We start from the raw sequence: 17,590 nt of genomic DNA, 5'->3' as shown, positions 1-17,590 counted from the left end.
GTGTTTTCGCCAAATAGCGGCAATAGACGGCATTGCTTCGTATTTCGAAACACTACCAAATAGGGGTATGGCGCGCTGTCGGTGCGTGGCTGACATTCAGCGCGCGCGGTCGAGCCTCCGCGCCAGCATGCGCAGCGCCGGTTCGCCGCCGGCCACGCACACGCCGCCGGCGCAGATCACGGCCACGCCCAGCGCCGTGATCCAGTCCGGCAACTGGCCGAAAGCCAGGTAGCCGATGGCGGTGGCCGACAGGATCTGCAGATAAAGGAAGGGGCTGAGAAACGATGCGTCCGCGTACTGGAACGCGCGGATCACGAAGTAGTGCCCGATCGAGCCGGTGATGCCGGTGCTCAGCAGCAGGCCCGCCTGCAGCGGCGTGGGCACCGACTCGAACCAGAAGAACGGCACCAGCGCGGTGGTCAGCGCCGCGCCGGTGACGCCGCTCTGGATCAGCGTGGTCATGGGCGCATCGTGCGCGGCGATGCGCCGCGTCAGCATCTGCATCAGCGCGAACACCAGCGCCGACAGCAGGCCCAGCGCGATGCCCGGCCCGCTCAGCTCGCCGCCGGGGCGCACCACCACCAGCATGCCGGCGAAGCCGACCGCCACGCCGCTCCAGCGGCTGGCGCGCGCGTGAAAGCCGGGGCGCTCGCCGAGCAGCCACGGCGACAGCGCCACCACGAACAGCGGCGCGCAGAAATTGAGCGCGGTGGCCTCGGCCAGCGGCATCAGCCGGAGCACGCTGAAGAACACCAGCGTGGATACCAGCATCAGGCCGCCGCGCAGCCATTGCAGGGCCGGCTTCGCCGGGCGGCACTGCGCGCGGAAGCGCGCCGGCCCCAGCAGCAGGAAGATCGCCGCCACGTGGCCCACGTAGCGCACCCAGGCCACGCCCATCACCGGCAGGCCCTGCTGGGTCAGCATCTTGCTGCTGGCGTCGAGCAGGCTCAGGATCCACTGGCCCAGCACCAGCAGCGCCACGCCGGTCAGCAACTGGCGGCGGGCCGTGGCGGGCGCGGCGACGGATGCCGCGCTGGATGCCGTAGCGGAACCGGCCGGCGCCAGCGGCGCGGCGCGCTCGGCGGCGTCGCTCATGCGCGGCCCGGCTGCCGCAGCAGGTCGTTGAACAGCGCGCGCAGCGGCAGGTAGAGCTCGCTGGCGGTCAGCCCGGCCGGCCCGATGCCGTCGGCCACCAGGCGGTCGGCGGCGCGCCCGTGCAGCCATACCGCGGCCTGCGCGGCCTGCAGCGGCGGCATGCCCTGCGCCAGCAGCGCGCCGGCCATGCCGGCCAGCACGTCGCCGGTGCCGGCGGTGGCCAGGCCCGCGTTGCCGGTCGGGTTGACCGACAGCGCCACGCCGCCGGCCGCGTCGGGCGGTGCCGCGATCACCGTGCCGGAGCCCTTGAGCACCACCACCGCCTGCCATTGCGCCGCCAGCGCGCGCGCCGCGGCGAGGCGGTCGCGCTGGATCTCGGCCACGCTCAGGCCGGCCAGGCGCGCGGCTTCGAGCGGGTGCGGCGTCATCACGCGCACCGCCGCGCTGCCGGCCAGCAGCGCGGCCAGCGCGGGGTCGGCGGCCAGCAGGTTGAGCGCGTCGGCGTCCAATACCAGCGCCGGCGGTTCGGCCGCCGCCGCGCAGCCGTGCAGCAGTTGCGCGAGCTGCTTGCGCGCCGCCGTGCCGGTGCCCATGCCGGGGCCGATCACCAGCGCGTTCATGGCGGACAGGTCGACCTCCGCGATCGGGTGCAGCATCAGTTCCGGATGCACCGGATCGAGCAGCGGCGCCGGCTGCGCCAGGAAGGCGATGTGCACGCGCCCGGCGCCGAGGTGCTGCGCGGCGCGCGCGCCCAGCAGCGGCGCGCCGGTCATGCCCACGCCGCCGCCGATCACCGCCAGCGAGCCGAAGCTGCCCTTGTTGGTGGCATGCCGGCGCGCCGGCAGCGCCGCGGCGAACGAGGCCGGCACGTTGACCGTGGCGCATGCGTGCTCGGCCGGCGGATAGATCAGGTCGAGCGGGGCGATGTCCACCTCGCCCGCGCAGTCGCGGCCGTCCAGCGTCAGCAGGCCCGGCTTGGCGCCGATGAAGGTCAGCGTGCGGCACGCGCATACCGCCGGCGCGCCGGCGCCGGTGTCGGCGAACAGGCCGCTGGGAATGTCGAGGGCGAACACCGGCAGCCCGGCGCCGTTGAGATGCGCGATCCACTGCGCGACGTAGCCGTCGGCGGGGCGGTTGAGGCCGATGCCGAGCAGGCCGTCGACCAGCGCGCGGGTCTCGGCCGGCAGCGGTGGCAGGCCGCCCTGGCAGGCGGACTGGGGCAGCACGCGCAGCGGCACGCCGGCGGCGCGGGCCTCCAGCCAGGCACGCGCCGCGTCGGCGGGCAGGCGGTCCGGCTCGGCCGTGAGCCAGGCCTGCACCGCGCGCCCGGCCAGGTGCAGGCGGGTGGCGGCCACCAGCGCGTCGCCGCCGTTGTTGCCGGGGCCGGCCAACATCAGCAGCGGGCCGTCCGGCGCATGCCGCGCCAGCCAGTCCGCGGCGGCGGCGCCGGCGCGCGACATCAGCTCGAAGGCGGGCAGCGTCGCCATCGCCGCGGCCTCGATGCGGCGGATGGCGGCCACGTCGTAGAGCGGGATGCCGGCGGCGCTGGCGGCGTCGAGCGGCAGCCAGGCCGCGGCGGAATGGGAAGCGGGCAGGGGTGTGTGCATGGTCAGCGCGGCCCGAGGCCGTAGCGGGCGGGCGTGAGGCCCTCCAGGTCGATGGCGGCGGCGTTGCCGGCGATCAGGTCGGCGGCGATGCGGCCCGAGCCGCAGGCCATCGCCCAGCCGGTCGAGCCGTGGCCGAGGTTGAGGAACAGGCCGGGCACGGCGGTGGCGCCGATCAGCGGCGGGCCGTCCGGCAGCATCGGGCGCGCGCCGGCCCACAGCGTGGCATTGCCGTAGTGGCCGGCCACCGGGAACCAGTCGCGCGCCACCTTGAGCAGGGTGTTGACGGCGGCCGGGCGCAGGTCGAGCCGGCGCGAGCCGAGCTCGGCCGTGCCGGCCACGCGCAGGCGGTTGCCCATGCGCGTGATGGCCACCTTGTACGACTCGTCCATCAGCGCGGCCAGCGGCGCCTGCAGCTCGTCGCTGATCTGCACGGTGGCGGAGTATCCCTTGACCGGGTAGAGCGGGATGTGCAGGCCGAGCGGGCGCAGCAGCGCGGCGCTGCCCACGCCCGCGCACACCAGCATGCGGTCCGCGGTGAGCGTCTCGGGCGTGCTTCCGGCGGCGTGGCCCGCATCGTGGCCCGTGCCATGGCCCACAGCGCGCAGGTCCAGCGCGAACCCGCCGCCCGGCAGCGGGCGCGGCGCGCCGGCGTCGCGGTCCATGACGAAGCGCACGCCCGCGGCCTCGGCCAGCGTGCGCAGGCGCCGCACGAACATCGGGCAGTTGCCGGATTCGTCCTCGGGCAGGTGCAGGCCGCCGGCCAGCGGCGTGTCGGTGGTCAGGCCGGGCTCGATGCCGCGGCAGCCGTCGGCGTCGACCAGGCGGTGCGGCACCTTGTGCTCGCGCAGCAGCGCCAGCGCCGGCTCGGCCAGCACCAGGTCGCGCCGCGTGCGGAACAGTTGCAGGTAGCCCTGCGACTGCTCGTAGTCGATCTCGAGCTTGCCGCGCAGCGCGTGCAGGCATTCGCGGCTGTAGAAGGCCAGCCGCTGCATGCGCAGCTTGTTCACGCGGTAGCGCTCCAGCGTGCATTCGCCGAGCCAGCGCGCGATCCAGCGCCACATGGCCGGGTCGGCGCTGGGGCGGAACAGCACCGGCGAGGTGCTGGCGAACAGGTTGCGCAGCACCTTGCCGGGCATGCCCGGCGCGGCCCACGGCGTGACGTAGCCGGGCGCGATCACGCCGGCGTTGCCGAAGCTCGATTCCTGCGCGGGCGCCGCGCGCCGCTCGACCACGGTCACGTCGAAGCCGGCTTCGCGCAGATACCAGGCCGAGCACACGCCGATCACGCCGGCGCCGATCACGATCACATGCATGGCACTCCGTCGGGGCCGCGGCCCCCGCTGTTGCGCAATGCCGCCGGCGGCATGCGGCGGCCGGCAGCGCGGTCCTACTTCAGTTCCTTCTGCATCACCACGTCGGGCAGCCACGTGACCAGCGTTGGCCATACCGTGATGATGCCGATGGCGATCACCATCATCATGAAGAACGGCAGCGAGACCCGCGCGATGTAGTTGCTGTCCTTGCCTGTCATGCTCTGCAGCACGAACAGGTTGAAGCCGACCGGCGGCGTGACCTCGGCGATCTCCACCAGCAGCACGATGAATATCCCGAACCATACCAGATCGAAGCCCGCCGCCTGCACCATCGGCAGCACCGTGGCGGTGGTCAGCGCGATCATGGAAATGCCGTCCAGCGCGGTGCCCAGCAGGATGTAGATCACCGTCAGCACGGCGATCAGCGCCCACGGCGACAGGTGCATCGACGCCACCCACTCGGCCAGCGCGCGCGGAATGCCGGTGAAGCTCATCGTCACCGACAGGAACGAGGTGGCGCCCAGCACGAACATGATCATGGCGGTCAGCCGCGTGGCCGACATCAGGCTTTCCCAGAACGCCTTGCGCGTCAGCGAGCCGCCCGCCCAGGCCAGCGCCAGCGAGGCCACCACGCCGTAGGCGGCGGCCTCGGTGGCGGTGGAGTAGCCGGTGATCATGATCCAGGTGATGAAGGCGATCAGGATCATGCACGGCATCAACTGGCGGATCGAGGCCAGGCGCGCGCGCCAGCCGAAGTGCTCGGCCGGCGGCGTCTTGTCCGGGTTGGACAGCGCCCACGCCACGATGTAGCCCGAGAACAGCAGCATCAGCAGCAGGCCCGGCAGGAAGCCGGCCAGGAACACGCGGATGATCGACACGTCCGCCGACACCGCGTACACCACCATGGTGATCGACGGCGGGATCAGGATGCCGAGCGTGCCGGCGCACGACAGCGAGCCCAGCGTCACGCGCTCGTCGTAGCCGCGCCGCGTGAGTTCGGGCAGCGCCGACTTGGCGATGGTGGCGCAGGTGGCGGCCGACGAGCCCGACACCGAACCGAAGATGCCGCAGCCCAGGATGTTGACGTGCATGAGCCGCCCGGGCAGCCAGTTCAGCCACGGCGACAGGCCGTTGAACATCTGCTCGGACAGCTTGGTGCGGAACAGGATCTCGCCCATCCACACGAACAGCGGCAGCGAGGCCAGCGTGTAGGACGCGCTCGAGGACCACCACGCATTGGCCAGGTTGACCAGCGCGTCGTGGTCGGCGAAGACCACCAGCCCCACCCACGAGGTGACGGCGATGGCCACCGGGATCCACGCCCCGATCACCAGGAACACGATCATCACCAGCAGCAGGATCAGGGAAACCAGGACGGTGCTCATCAGACGGTCTCCCCGAAGTCGCCGGCGGCCAGCTTGGCCTCCTGCGCGAGCTGGTAGCGCGGCTTCTGGCGGCGCGCCACGCGCAGCAGCTCGTCGAGCACGGCCAGCGCGAAGCCGGCGCAGCCCAGCACCGCGAAGCTCTGCGGAATCCACAGCGGCACCACGATCTGCCCCTGCGAGACGTCGCCGATCTCCCAGCTCTGCCAGGCGAAGCTCAGCAGCGCCCAGGTGGCATAGCCGGCGAACACCGCGCAGATGGCGAGCGACAGCAGCTCGAGCCACCAGCGCTGGCGCGGGCTCACCGCTTCGAGCAGCATTTCCACGCGCACGATGCCGCCGTGCTGGAAGGTCTGGCCGAGCACGAGGAAGGCGGAGGCCGCGCACAGCCAGGCGACGATGTCGTCGCCGCCCTTGAAGATGATGGTGGTCTCGCGCGAGAAGGACATCAGGATCATGATGATGCAGACCCCGAGGATGCACAGCGCGCCGAGCACGGCGAACAGGTCAAGCAGCCGGTCGAGCCAGCGCTTGTTGACGGCAGGAGCTTCCATGACGGCAGAGGAGGGAGGGTGCGGTGAAAGGAGACGCATGCCGCGGCGGCAGCGGGCGCCGCCGCGGCTGCGCGCGGAAGACGCGCGGGAAATGCACGGGAAACGCGCGGTGGCGCCGCATGCCGCGTGCATGGCGCCGGTCCGGCGCCGGCTGCCCGGCTTACTTCTTGTAGGCTTCGAGAATGGCCTTGCCGTCGTCGCCGGCGCTCCTGGCCCATTCGTCGACCATGACCTGGCCGACCTTCTGCATGTCCTGCCGCAGCTGCGGCGAGGGCGGCTGCACGGTCATGCCGTTCTTGCCGAGCACGGCGAGGTAGTCGCGCGTCTTCTGCTCGGAGACCTGCCAGCCGCGCTTCTCGGCCTCGGCCACGGTCTTGAGCAGCGCGTCCTGGGTCGGCTTGTCCAGCGCGGCGAAGGCCTTCTTGCTGACCACCAGCATGTTCTTCGGCAGCCAGGCGTCCACCGTGTAGAAGTACTTCACGCTTTCCCACACCTTGGTGTCCACGCCGGTGGCGCCCGAGGACATGAAGGAATTGACGGTGCCGGTGGCCAGCGCCTGGGCGAGGTCGGCGGCCTGGATCGTGACCGGCTGCGCGCCGACCAGCTCGGCGATCTTGGAGGTGGCGGGATTGTAGGCGCGCCACTTGAGGCCCTTCATGTCGGCCGCGGCGTTGATCGGCTTGTTGGCGTAGATGCCCTGCGGCGGCCACGCCACCGCGTAGAGCAGCTTCATGCCCTGCTTGTCGAGCACCTTGTCGGTGACGGCGCGCGAGGCCTGCCACAGCTTGTAGGAATCCTGGTAGCTGGTGGCCAGGAAGGGCACCGCGTCCACGCCGAACACCGGGTTCTCGTTGGCCAGCAGCGACATCAGGATCTCGCCCATCTGCACCTGGCCGGTCTGCACGCCGCGCTTGATCTCGTTGGCCTTGAGCAGCGAGCCATTGGGATGGATCAGGATCTTGAGCTTGCCGCCGGTGGCCTTCTCCACGTCGTTGGCCATCTGCTGCAGGTTCTCGGTGTGCAGGTTGTTGGTGGGGTAGCCGGTCGGCAGGTCCCACCTGGTCTGTGCCTGCGCCACGGGGGCCAGCGCCGACGCGGCGGCCAGCACCCCGCCCAGCAGCATGTACTTCAGTATTGCCTTCCCTTGCATCGATCTCTCCTGGTTGGTCGTTGCGGCTCGGTCTGTTCTGGTACGGCTTTTCTGTGCGGCTTGGGTCCTGCGTGTGTTTCGTGTGCTGCGTGGGTGCCGCATGGCGGTGCCCGTCCCGCGCGCGCGGCCTGGCTCAGGGGCCGCGCGGCGCGAAGGCCCGCCCGGGGGGCGAGCGTGTCAGGCGGCGGGCCTGACGATGGTTTCCAATGCAATTGCCGTGCCCAGCAACTGCGCGTCGCGCAGCGCACCGTGCGAGAGCATCAGCCCGACCGGCAGCTCGCCCGGCTGGTGGCAGGGCAGCGAGATCGAGCAGCCGTCGAGGAAGTTGAAGGCCGAGGTGTTGCGCAACAGCAGCGCGTTGGTGCGGAAGAAGAGGTCGTCGTCCGCCAGCAGCGGCGCGACCGGCGGCGCCACCATCGGCACCGTGGGGCAGGCCACCGCGTCGAAGCCTTCGATGCGCGCCAGCACGCGCGCGATCCAGGCGGCGCGCGCGCGTACCAGGTCCACGTAGTCGGGCGCGCTCATGGCGGCGCCGCGCTCGATGCGCATGGCCACGCGCGGGTCGTACTGGCCGCGCCGGGCCGCCAGCACGTGGCGGTGGATGGCGTAGGCCTCGGGCGCGGTGAAGCCGCCGGTGGCGTTGATGCCGGGCAGCTCGGCCAGTTCGGGCAGGTCGACCGGCTCGATGCGCACGCCGGCCGCGGACAGCAGGCCGAGGGTGCGGTCGAACGCGCGCGCCACGGTGGCGTCGAGGTCGTCCAGCAGGTACTGGCGCGGCACGGCCAGGCGGATGCCCGCCGCGGCCTTGCTGGCCGGCACCACGGCCTGGTCGGCGATCACGCTGTCGACCAGCGCGCAGTCGTGCACCGAGCGCGCCATCGCGCAGGCGGTGTCCAGCGTGTAGGACAGCGGAAACGCGCCGTCGAGCGGCACCCGGCGCTGGGTTGGCTTGAAGCCGGTCAGGCCGCACAGCGCGGCCGGAATGCGGATCGAGCCGCCGGTGTCGCTGCCCAGCCCGGCCACCGCCAGCCCCAGCGCCACGGACACCGCCGCGCCCGACGACGAGCCGCCGGGAATGCGCGCCACGCTGCGGTCGGCCGGGTTGACCGGCGTGCCGAAATGCGGGTTGATGCCGACGCCGGAGAACGCGAACTCGGTCATGTTGGTGCGCCCGACCAGCGCCGCGCCGGCCTCGCGCAGGCGGCGCACGACGGTGGCGTCCGCGGCGGCCGGCGCCGCATCGTCGCGCACCGGGGAGCCCGCGCGCGTGACCTCGCCGGCCACGTCGAACAGGTCCTTGACCGAGACCGGCAGGCCCGCGAGCGGATGCAGCGGCTGGCCCGCGCGGGCGGCGGTGTCGGCCGCGCGCGCGGTCTCGGCGGCGGCCTCGAAGGTGGCGTGGAGCAGCACGGACTGCGCCGCGGGCTGCCGCGCCAGTTCGGCCGCGGCGGCGATCACGCCGGCGCGCGTGGCGCTGCCGTCGTGAAGTTTTGTCTGCAATGTATGGATATCGGTGGGCATCTGGTTCGCGGTTCAGCCGCGCTCGGCAAGGTTCGGGTCGAGTCTAGCCAGTGCGCCGGTGCCGCGCAACCAGAGCGCCGGCGGGCGTCGCGCCGGCCCCGCGATAGTGCGTCCGCCGGTTTTCCTGCCCTGTCTTCGTGCAGAATCCACTGCTACGTCCCCGATGTTTTGCTTGGATTTATTTGGTGTTTATCCTCATAATTTGTTTATAAACTGTCAAGCCAAATCTGCGGGCCAGGCCCCCGGGGATATACCTAGCCGGGCCGCCGGCCGCGCCACGCGGGCGCATCGGACCAACAATGAGAGAGAGGAGTGTAGACATGGCGCGTAAGCCAGCCGCCGGCCAGGACCCGGCCGAGCACGACAACGGCGCGCAGGACGCGCCCGCGCGGTCCGCCGCCGCAGCCACCACGTTGCCGCGCGCGGTCGGGCCCAACATCGTGTCGTCCTCGCACCTGGTGTCCGAGCGCAGCCCCGAGCTGTCCGAGTTCGAGTTCGGCCTGAACACCGCCTACAACGCCTACAGCCGCTGGGTGGTGCGCTGCATGGGCGCCTCCGGCGTGCGCGACCTGACCTTCCTCGACGTGCTGGTGCTCCATCACGTCAACCACCGCGCGCGGCCCAAGCGGCTGGCCGACATCTGCTTCGTGCTGAACGTGGAAGACACCCACCTCGTCACCTACGCGCTGAAGAAGCTGCAAGGCATGGGGCTGGTGGAGGGCGAGCGCGTCGGCAAGGAAGCCATCTACACCACCACGCCGGCCGGCACGCAGGCCTGCGCGCGCTACCGCGAGATCCGCGAGCAGTGCCTGACCAGCAATTTCACCGCCGGCAGCGCGGAGAACGCCGAGATCGGCGAGCTGGCGCGGCTGCTGCGCGTGCTCACCGGCCTGTACGAGCAGGCCGCGCGCTCGGCCACTTCGCTGTAGGCCGCGGCATGCGCGCGGCACCGGCGCGCATGCCATCGTTCCCGACATCCCATCACGCCAGACAAGGAAGCCCCCGCATGCCGTCGCCAACGCCGCAGTCATCCTCCGTTGCAGCCCCGGACCGCCGCCGCTGGCAATTCTGGATCGACCGCGGCGGCACCTTCACCGACGTGGTCGGGCTGCGGCCCGACGGCGCGGTCGTCACGCACAAGCTGCTGTCCGAGAACCCGGAGCAATACCGCGACGCGGCCGTGGCCGGCATCCGCCACCTGCTGGGCCTGGCGCCCGATGAGCCGGTCACGCCGGCGCTGGTGGAGGTGGTGAAGATGGGCACCACGGTGGCCACCAACGCGCTGCTCGAGCGCAAGGGCGAGCCGCTGGCGCTGTTCATCACGCGCGGCTTCCGCGACGCGCTGCGCATCGCGTACCAGAACCGGCCGCGCCTGTTCGACCTGAACATCGTGCTGCCCGAGCTGCTCTACCGCGAGGTGGTGGAGGTCGGCGAGCGGCTCGACGCGCGGGGCGGCGTCGTCGCGCCGCTCGCCGAAGCCGCGCTGCGCGCCGACATGCAGCGCGTGTTCGCCGGCGGCACCCGCGCCATCGCCATCGTGTTCCTGCACGGCTACCGCGCGCCGGCGCACGAGCAGGCCGCGGCGCGCATCGCGCGCGAGACCGGCTTCACGCAGATCTCGGTGTCGCACCAGGTGTCGCCGCTGATGAAGCTGGTCTCGCGCGGCGACACCACCGTGGTGGACGCCTATCTTTCGCCGATCCTGCGCCGCTACGTGGAGCAGGTCGAGCAGCAGATGCCCGGCGTGCGGCTGCAGTTCATGCAGAGCAGCGGCGGCCTGACCGACGCGCACCGCTTCCAGGGCAAGGACGCGATCCTGTCCGGCCCGGCCGGCGGCATCGTCGGCATGGTGCGCTCGTCGCAGGGCGCCGGCTTCGGCCGCGTCATCGGCTTCGACATGGGCGGCACTTCCACCGACGTGTCGCATTTCAACGGCGGCCATCCCAACGATTTCGAGCGCGTGTTCGAGACCGCCGTGGCCGGCGTGCGCATGCGCGCGCCGATGATGAGCATCCACACGGTGGCCGCCGGCGGCGGCTCGATCCTGCATTTCGACGGCAGCCGCTTCCGCGTGGGGCCGGACTCGGCCGGCGCCAACCCGGGGCCGGCCAGCTACCGGCGCGGCGGCCCGCTGGCCGTGACCGACTGCAACGTCATGCTCGGCAAGATCCAGCCGCGCCATTTCCCCAGCGTGTTCGGCCCGGGCGCGGACGCGCCGCTGGACCGCGACGCCGTGGTGTCGCGCTTCGCCGAGCTGGCGCGGGCCGTGAGCGCCGCCACCGGCGACGCGCGCAGCCCCGAGCAGGTGGCCGAAGGCTTCATCGAGATCGCGGTCGGCAACATGGCCAACGCGATCAAGCAGATCTCGGTGCAGCGCGGCCACGACGTGACCGGCTACACGCTCACCACCTTCGGCGGCGCCGGCGGCCAGCATGCCTGCCTGGTGGCGGACGCGCTCGGCATGCAGACCGTGTTCGTGCACCCGCTGGCGGGCGTGCTGTCGGCCTACGGCATGGGGCTGGCCGACCGCACCGCGATGCGCGAGCGCGCGGTGGAGGCGCGGCTCGATGCCGATGCGCTGCCGGCGCTGCAGGCCACGCTCGACGCGCTGGCGCAGCAAGCGCGCACCGAACTGCTGGAGCAGGAAGTGGCCGACGCGCAGATCGAGGTGGTGCGCCGCGCCCACCTGCGCTACGAAGGCACCGACTCCGCGCTGGTGGTGCCGTTCGGCACGCTGGCCGGCATGCAGGCCGCGTTCGACGCCGCCTACCGCCAGCGCTATGCGTTCCTGATGCAGGGCAAGCCGCTGATCGTGGAAGCGGTTTCGGTGGAAGCCATCGGCAGCAGCGAGCCGCCCGCGGAAAAGCTGCCCGAGCCGGCGCCGCGCGGCGGCGGCCCGGTGCCGGCCGAGCGCGTGCGCATGTTCAGCGGCGGCGCCTGGCACGACACCGGCCTGTTCCCGCGCGACACGCTGCGCCCTGGCGACGTGCTGCCCGGCCCGGCCATCATCGCCGAGCGCAACGCCACCACCGTGGTGGAGCCCGGCTGGCAGGCGGAGCTGACCGCGCGCGACCACCTCGTGCTCACGCGCGCGGTGCCGCGCCCGCAGCGCCGCGCCGTGGGCACCGACGCCGACCCGGTCATGCTGGAGGTGTTCAACAACCTGTTCATGTCGATCGCCGAGCAGATGGGCCAGCGGCTGCAGAACACCGCCTACTCGGTCAACATCAAGGAGCGGCTCGACTTCTCCTGCGCCATCTTCGACGCCGCCGGCAACCTGATCGCCAACGCGCCGCACATGCCGGTGCACCTCGGCTCGATGGGCGAGAGCATCAAGACCGTGATCGCGCGCAACGCCGGCGGCATGGCCGACGGCGACGTCTACGTGCTCAACCACCCCTACAACGGCGGCACGCACCTGCCGGACGTGACCGTGATCACGCCGGTGTTCGACCAAGCCGGCCGCGAGATCCTGTTCTACGTCGGCTCGCGCGGCCACCATGCCGACATCGGCGGCATCACGCCGGGCTCGATGCCGCCGGACTCCACCGTGGTGGAAGAGGAGGGCGTGCTGATCGACAACTTCCCGCTGGTCAAGGCCGGCGTGCTCGACGACGCCGGCATGCGCGCGCTGCTGGCCGGCGGGCGCTACCCGGCGCGCAACGTCGACCAGAACATGGCCGACCTGCGCGCCCAGGTGGCGGCCAACGCCAAGGGCGTGGAAGAGCTGCGCAGGATGGTGGCGCAGTTCGGCCTGCCGGTGGTGCGCGCCTACATGGGCCACGTGCAGGACAACGCCGAGGAAGCGGTGCGCCGCGTCATCACCGCGCTCAGGGACGGCGCCTACGATTACCCGCTCGACAACGGCGCGCGCATCCGGGTGCGGGTGACGGTGGACCGGGAACAGCGCGAAGCCGTGGTGGACTTCACCGGTACCTCGGCGCAGCTGCCCAACAACTTCAACGCGCCGCGCGCGGTGTGCATGGCGGCGGTGCTGTACGTGTTCCGCACGCTGGTCGACGAGGACATCCCGCTCAACGCCGGCTGCCTCAAGCCGATCAAGGTGATCGTCCCGGAAGGCTCGATGCTCAACCCGCGCTATCCGGCCTCGGTGGTGTCGGGCAACGTGGAAACCTCGTCGTGCATCACCAATGCGCTGTACGGCGCGCTCGGCGTGGTGGCGGCCAGCCAGGGCACCATGAACAACTTCACGTTCGGCAACGAGCGCTACCAGTACTACGAGACCATCTCGGGCGGCAGCGGCGCCGGCAACGGCTTCGACGGCTGCGACGTGGTGCAGACCAACATGACCAACTCGCGGCTGACCGACCCGGAAGTGCTGGAATGGCGCTTCCCGGTGCGGCTGGAAAGCTACGAGATCCGCCCGGGCTCGGGCGGGGCGGGGCGCTGGCATGGCGGCAACGGCGGCATCCGCCGGGTGCGCTTCCTGGAGCCGATGACCGCCTCGATCCTCTCCAACAACCGCCTGCACGCGCCGTTCGGCATGGCCAGCGGCGCGCCCGGCGCCACCGGGCGCAACTACGTGGTGCGCGCCGACGGGCGGGAAGAGGCGCTCGGCCACGTGGGCCGCTGCGAGATGGCGGCCGGCGACGTGTTCGTGGTCGAAACGCCGGGCGGCGGGGGCTTCGGCGAGGCCTGAGCGGGGCGGGCAGAGGCGGCCCCGGCGGTACTCCGGCAGGCGCTTCGCGCGGCGAGTGGCGATAGCGCCGCTCGTTGGCCCTTGACCGGTCCGTGCCGGCCCGCGCCGGGGCGCGGCGGGCCGTGCTGCAACGCGGGAAAGGGCGGCCGACAAGGTATAATGCCAGTTTCCCGCCAGCACGGCGCCCCAACCAGCGGCGCCGGCCGGTAGCAGCCCCTACCTCCTGCCCTCCCGACCGCTCAGATCATGGCGCATTTTTCGTGCTTCCCCGGCGCATTGGCCCTTTCCGCCTTTCGCCAGCAACGCCTGCTCACCGCCCTCAAGCAGATCGACGCCGACATCGAGTCGGTTCACGGCCAGTTCCTGCATTTCGTCGATGCCAACGCGCCGCTGTCGCCGGCCGACAGCGAGCGCATCGCCGCGCTGCTGACCTACGGCGCGCCGTTCGAGCCGCAGGCCGAGGGCGACCGCTTCGTGGTGATCCCGCGCTTCGGCACGATCTCGCCGTGGGCCAGCAAGGCCACCGACATCGCGCACAACTGCGGCTTCGGGGAGGTGCACCGCATCGAGCGCGGCATCGAGATCACCGTGATCTGCAAGAAGGGCCTGCTGCGCGGGCGCAAGACGCTGGACGCCGGCACGCGCGCCGCCGTGGCCGCGCACCTGTTCGACCGCATGACCGAGACCGTGGTCGCCGCGCGCGAGGACGCCGCCGCGCTGTTCCAGGAACTGCCCGCCAAGCCGCTGCGCTTCATCGACATCGCCGGCGGCCGCGCCGCGCTGGCGCAGGCCAACGCCGAGATGGGCCTGGCGCTGTCGGAAGACGAGATCGACTACCTGGTCGAGGCCTACGCCAGGCTCGGGCGCAACCCGACCGACGTCGAGCTGATGATGTTCGCGCAGGCCAACAGCGAGCACTGCCGCCACAAGATCTTCAACGCCACCTGGACCATCGACGGCGTGCAGCAGGACAAGTCCCTGTTCGCCATGATCCGCAATACGCACCAGCTCAACCCGCAAGGCTCGATCGTGGCGTACTCGGACAACTCCGCCGTGATGGAAGGCGACGTGGCCGAGCGCTGGTTCCCGCGCGGCGCCGCGCAGAAGTACGGCCGCCACGAGGCGCTCACGCACACGCTGATGAAGGTGGAGACGCACAACCACCCGACCGCCATCTCGCCGTTCCCGGGCGCCTCCACCGGCGCCGGCGGCGAGATCCGCGACGAAGGCGCGACTGGCCGCGGCGCCAAGCCCAAGGCCGGCCTGACCGGCTTCACGGTGTCCAACCTGATGCTGCCGGACGCCGTGCAAAGCTGGGAAAACGCGCGCGACGCCGCCCAGCCGCTAGCGCACCGCAACCCCGACGACAAGGCCGGCCGGGCCGACAACATCACCGGCAAGCCCGACCGCATCGCCTCGCCGCTGCAGATCATGATCGACGGCCCGCTCGGCGGCGCCGCCTTCAACAACGAATTCGGCCGCGCCAACCTGGGCGGCTACTTCCGCGTCTACGAGCAGAACGTGGGCGGCACCGTGCGCGGCTACCACAAGCCGATCATGATCGCCGGCGGCATCGGCAACATCGACGCCGGCCACACCCACAAGAATCCGCTGCCGGCCGGCACGCTGCTGATCCAGCTCGGCGGCCCCGGCATGCGCATCGGCATGGGCGGCGGTGCCGCCAGCTCGATGGCCACCGGCACCAACACCGCCGACCTGGACTTCGACTCGGTCCAGCGCGGCAACCCGGAAATGGAGCGGCGCGCGCAGGAAGTCATCAACGCCTGCTGGCAGCTCGGCGACGACAACCCCATCCTGTCGATCCACGACGTGGGCGCGGGGGGCATCTCCAACGCCTTCCCCGAACTGGTGGACGGCGCCGGCCGCGGCGCGCGCTTCGACCTGCGCCAGGTGCACCTGGAAGAGTCGGGCCTGAGCCCGGCCGAGATCTGGTGCAACGAATCGCAGGAACGCTACGTGCTGGCCATCGCGCCGGACTCGTTCCCGCTGTTCCAGGCCATGTGCCAGCGCGAGCGCTCGCCGTTCGCGGTGGTCGGCGTGGCCACCGAGGAACAGCAGCTGCAACTGGTGGACGCGCACGTCGACGCTTCGCTCAAGGAGCACTACGCCGTCGACATGCCGATGGACGTGCTGCTCGGCAAGCCGCCGCGCATGCACCGCGACGTGCGCCATGTCGAGCAGGTGCTGCCGCCGGTGGACGTGACCGGCCTCGCGCTCGACCAGGCCGTGCGCGACGTGCTGCGCCACCCGACCGTGGCCAGCAAGTCCTTCCTCATCACCATCGGCGACCGCACCGTGGGCGGCATGAACGCGCGCGACCAGATGGTCGGCCCGTGGCAGGTGCCGGTGGCCGACGTGGCCGTGACCACGCTCGACTACAAGGGCCGCGCCGGCGAAGCCATGACGATGGGCGAGCGCACCCCGCTGGCCGTGATCGACGCGCCGGCCTCGGGCCGCATGGCCATCGGCGAGGCCCTGACCAACCTGGCCGCCGCGCCGGTCAAGGATCTGGGCAAGGTCAAGCTGTCCGCCAACTGGATGGCCGCCTGCGGCGTGGACGGCGAGGACGCGCGGCTGTACGACACCGTGCACGCGGTCGGCATGGAACTGTGCCCGGCGCTCGGCATCAGCATCCCGGTGGGCAAGGATTCGCTGTCCATGCGCACCAAGTGGGACGACAACGGCATCGCCAGGGAAGTGGTGGCGCCGGTCTCGCTGATCATCTCGGCCTTCGCCGCGGTGGACGACACCGACCGCACGCTGACCCCGCAACTGCGCACCGACGCCGGCGACACTGTGCTGATCGCCATCGACCTGGGCCGCGGCAAGAACCGCCTCGGCGGCAGCATCCTGGCGCAGGTCACGCAGCAGGTCGGCGACGCCACGCCGGACGTGGACAGCGCCGACGACCTGAAGCACTTCTTCAACGTGATCCAGCGCCTGAACCGCGAAGGCAAGCTGCTGGCCTACCACGACCGCTCCGACGGCGGCTTCATGGCGGCGCTGGCGGAAATGGCCTTCGCCGGCCACTGCGGCGTGTCGCTCAACGTCGACATGCTGGCGCTGGACCCGCAGCAGGAGCAGGACTACGGCGACGCCAAGAACTGGGCCCAGCAGATCGGCGAGCGCCGCAACGACCAGACCCTGCGCGCGCTGTTCTCGGAAGAGCTCGGCGCGGTGATCCAGGTGCGCCTGTCCGAGCGCGACGCCGTGTTCGGCGTGCTGCGCGAAGTCGGCCTGTCGGCCTGCAGCCACGTGGTCGGCAAGCCCAACGCCACCGACCAGATCGAGATCTACCGCGACGCCAAGAAGGTCTTCGGCGCCGCGCGCGGCGAGCTCCAGCGCATCTGGAGCGAGGTGAGCTGGCGCATCGCGCGCCTGCGCGACAACCCCGCCTGCGCCGACAGTGAATACGACCGCCTGCTGGACGCGGCCGACCCCGGCATCTCGCCGGTGCTGACCTTCGACCCGGCCGCGGACATCGCCGCGCCGTTCGTGGCCACCGGCGCGCGTCCCAAGGTGGCGATCCTGCGCGAGCAGGGCGTCAACTCGCAGATCGAGATGGCCTACAGCATGGACCGCGCGGGCTTCGACACGCACGACGTGCACATGAGCGACCTGATCGCCGGGCGCGCCAGCCTGGCCGACTTCAGCGGCTTCGTCGCGTGCGGCGGCTTCAGCTACGGCGACGTGCTGGGCGCCGGCGAGGGCTGGGCCAAGACCATCCTGTTCAACGCGCGCATGGCCGAGCAGTTCGCCGCCTTCTTCAACCGCCAGGACACCTTCGCGCTGGGCGTGTGCAACGGCTGCCAGATGATGAGCAACCTCGCCCCGATCATCCCGGGCGCGGGCGCGTGGCCCAAGTTCACGCGCAACCAGTCCGAGCAGTACGAAGCGCGCTACGTCACCGTGGAAGTGCAGTCCTCGCCGTCGATCTTCTTTGCCGGCATGGAAGGCAGCCGCATCCCCATCGTGGTGGCGCACGGCGAAGGCTTCGCCGACTTCTCGCAGCAGGGCGACCAGAAGCAGGCCCGCGTGGCGCTGCGCTTCGTGGATAACCACGGCGCGCCGACGCAGACCTACCCGCTCAACCCGAACGGCTCGCCGGAAGGCATCACCTCCGTGACCACCACCGATGGCCGCTTCACCGTGCTGATGCCGCACCCGGAGCGCGTGTTCCGCACCGCCACCATGAGCTGGGCGCCCGACGCATGGAAGCAGGTCGCCGACGGCGGCAGCCCGTGGATGCGCATGTTCCGCAACGCCCGCAAGTGGGTGGGCTGAACC

General features: G+C 71.4%; 10 protein-coding genes. 3 read left to right on the top strand and 7 right to left on the bottom strand.

Features of this window, described 5'->3' with window-relative positions:
- Window positions 1–96: 96 nt before the first annotated feature.
- The 7 genes from K206_RS0117520 to K206_RS0117490 form a co-directional block, all read right to left on the bottom strand.
- Window positions 97–1,095, bottom strand: a complete 999-nt coding sequence (locus K206_RS0117520; protein ID WP_020203698.1) for a DMT family transporter — start codon at window positions 1,093–1,095, stop codon at window positions 97–99.
- The gene (locus K206_RS0117515) at window positions 1,092–2,702 is read right to left on the bottom strand and encodes an NAD(P)H-hydrate dehydratase (protein WP_020203697.1); all 1,611 of its coding nucleotides are present in this window, start codon (window positions 2,700–2,702) and stop codon (window positions 1,092–1,094) included. The genes K206_RS0117520 and K206_RS0117515 overlap by 4 nt, the downstream gene beginning before the upstream one ends.
- A gap of 2 nt (window positions 2,703–2,704) precedes the next feature.
- Complete coding sequence (locus K206_RS0117510; RefSeq protein WP_020203696.1) at window positions 2,705–4,015, bottom strand: D-amino acid dehydrogenase; 1,311 nt, start codon at window positions 4,013–4,015, stop codon at window positions 2,705–2,707.
- A gap of 74 nt (window positions 4,016–4,089) precedes the next feature.
- On the bottom strand, window positions 4,090–5,400 hold the full coding sequence (locus K206_RS0117505; protein ID WP_020203695.1) for a TRAP transporter large permease: 1,311 nt from the start codon (window positions 5,398–5,400) through the stop codon (window positions 4,090–4,092).
- The gene (locus tag K206_RS0117500) at window positions 5,400–5,951 is read right to left on the bottom strand and encodes a TRAP transporter small permease subunit (RefSeq protein ID WP_020203694.1); all 552 of its coding nucleotides are present in this window, start codon (window positions 5,949–5,951) and stop codon (window positions 5,400–5,402) included. Before K206_RS0117500 ends, K206_RS0117505 begins: the two co-directional genes overlap by 1 nt.
- 160 nt (window positions 5,952–6,111) lie before the next feature.
- Complete coding sequence (locus K206_RS0117495) at window positions 6,112–7,074, bottom strand: TRAP transporter substrate-binding protein (protein WP_020203693.1); 963 nt, start codon at window positions 7,072–7,074, stop codon at window positions 6,112–6,114.
- Between the two features lie 204 nt (window positions 7,075–7,278).
- Window positions 7,279–8,622: an amidase gene (locus K206_RS0117490; RefSeq protein WP_020203692.1), complete on the bottom strand. Its 1,344-nt coding sequence runs from the start codon at window positions 8,620–8,622 to the stop codon at window positions 7,279–7,281.
- A gap of 320 nt (window positions 8,623–8,942) precedes the next feature.
- On the opposite strand from K206_RS0117490, the gene K206_RS0117485 reads away from it, so the two are divergent.
- The 3 genes from K206_RS0117485 to purL all read left to right on the top strand — a co-directional run bounded on the left by K206_RS0117485 (window position 8,943) and on the right by purL (window position 17,587).
- Window positions 8,943–9,551 (top strand): winged helix DNA-binding protein, encoded by a 609-nt coding sequence (locus K206_RS0117485; RefSeq protein ID WP_020203691.1) that lies wholly within the window; start codon window positions 8,943–8,945, stop codon window positions 9,549–9,551.
- A 77-nt stretch (window positions 9,552–9,628) separates the two neighbouring features.
- Entirely contained in the window at window positions 9,629–13,282 is a 3,654-nt protein-coding gene (locus K206_RS0117480) for a hydantoinase B/oxoprolinase family protein (RefSeq protein ID WP_020203690.1), read from the top strand.
- A 246-nt stretch (window positions 13,283–13,528) separates the two neighbouring features.
- Window positions 13,529–17,587: a phosphoribosylformylglycinamidine synthase gene (purL, locus tag K206_RS0117475; RefSeq protein WP_020203689.1), complete on the top strand. Its 4,059-nt coding sequence runs from the start codon at window positions 13,529–13,531 to the stop codon at window positions 17,585–17,587.
- Window positions 17,588–17,590 lie beyond the last annotated feature (3 nt).

This window comes from Cupriavidus sp. WS, from assembly GCF_000395345.1.
GTDB lineage: Bacteria > Pseudomonadota > Gammaproteobacteria > Burkholderiales > Burkholderiaceae > Cupriavidus > Cupriavidus basilensis_B.
This window is presented reverse-complemented; position numbering and strand designations above follow the sequence as displayed.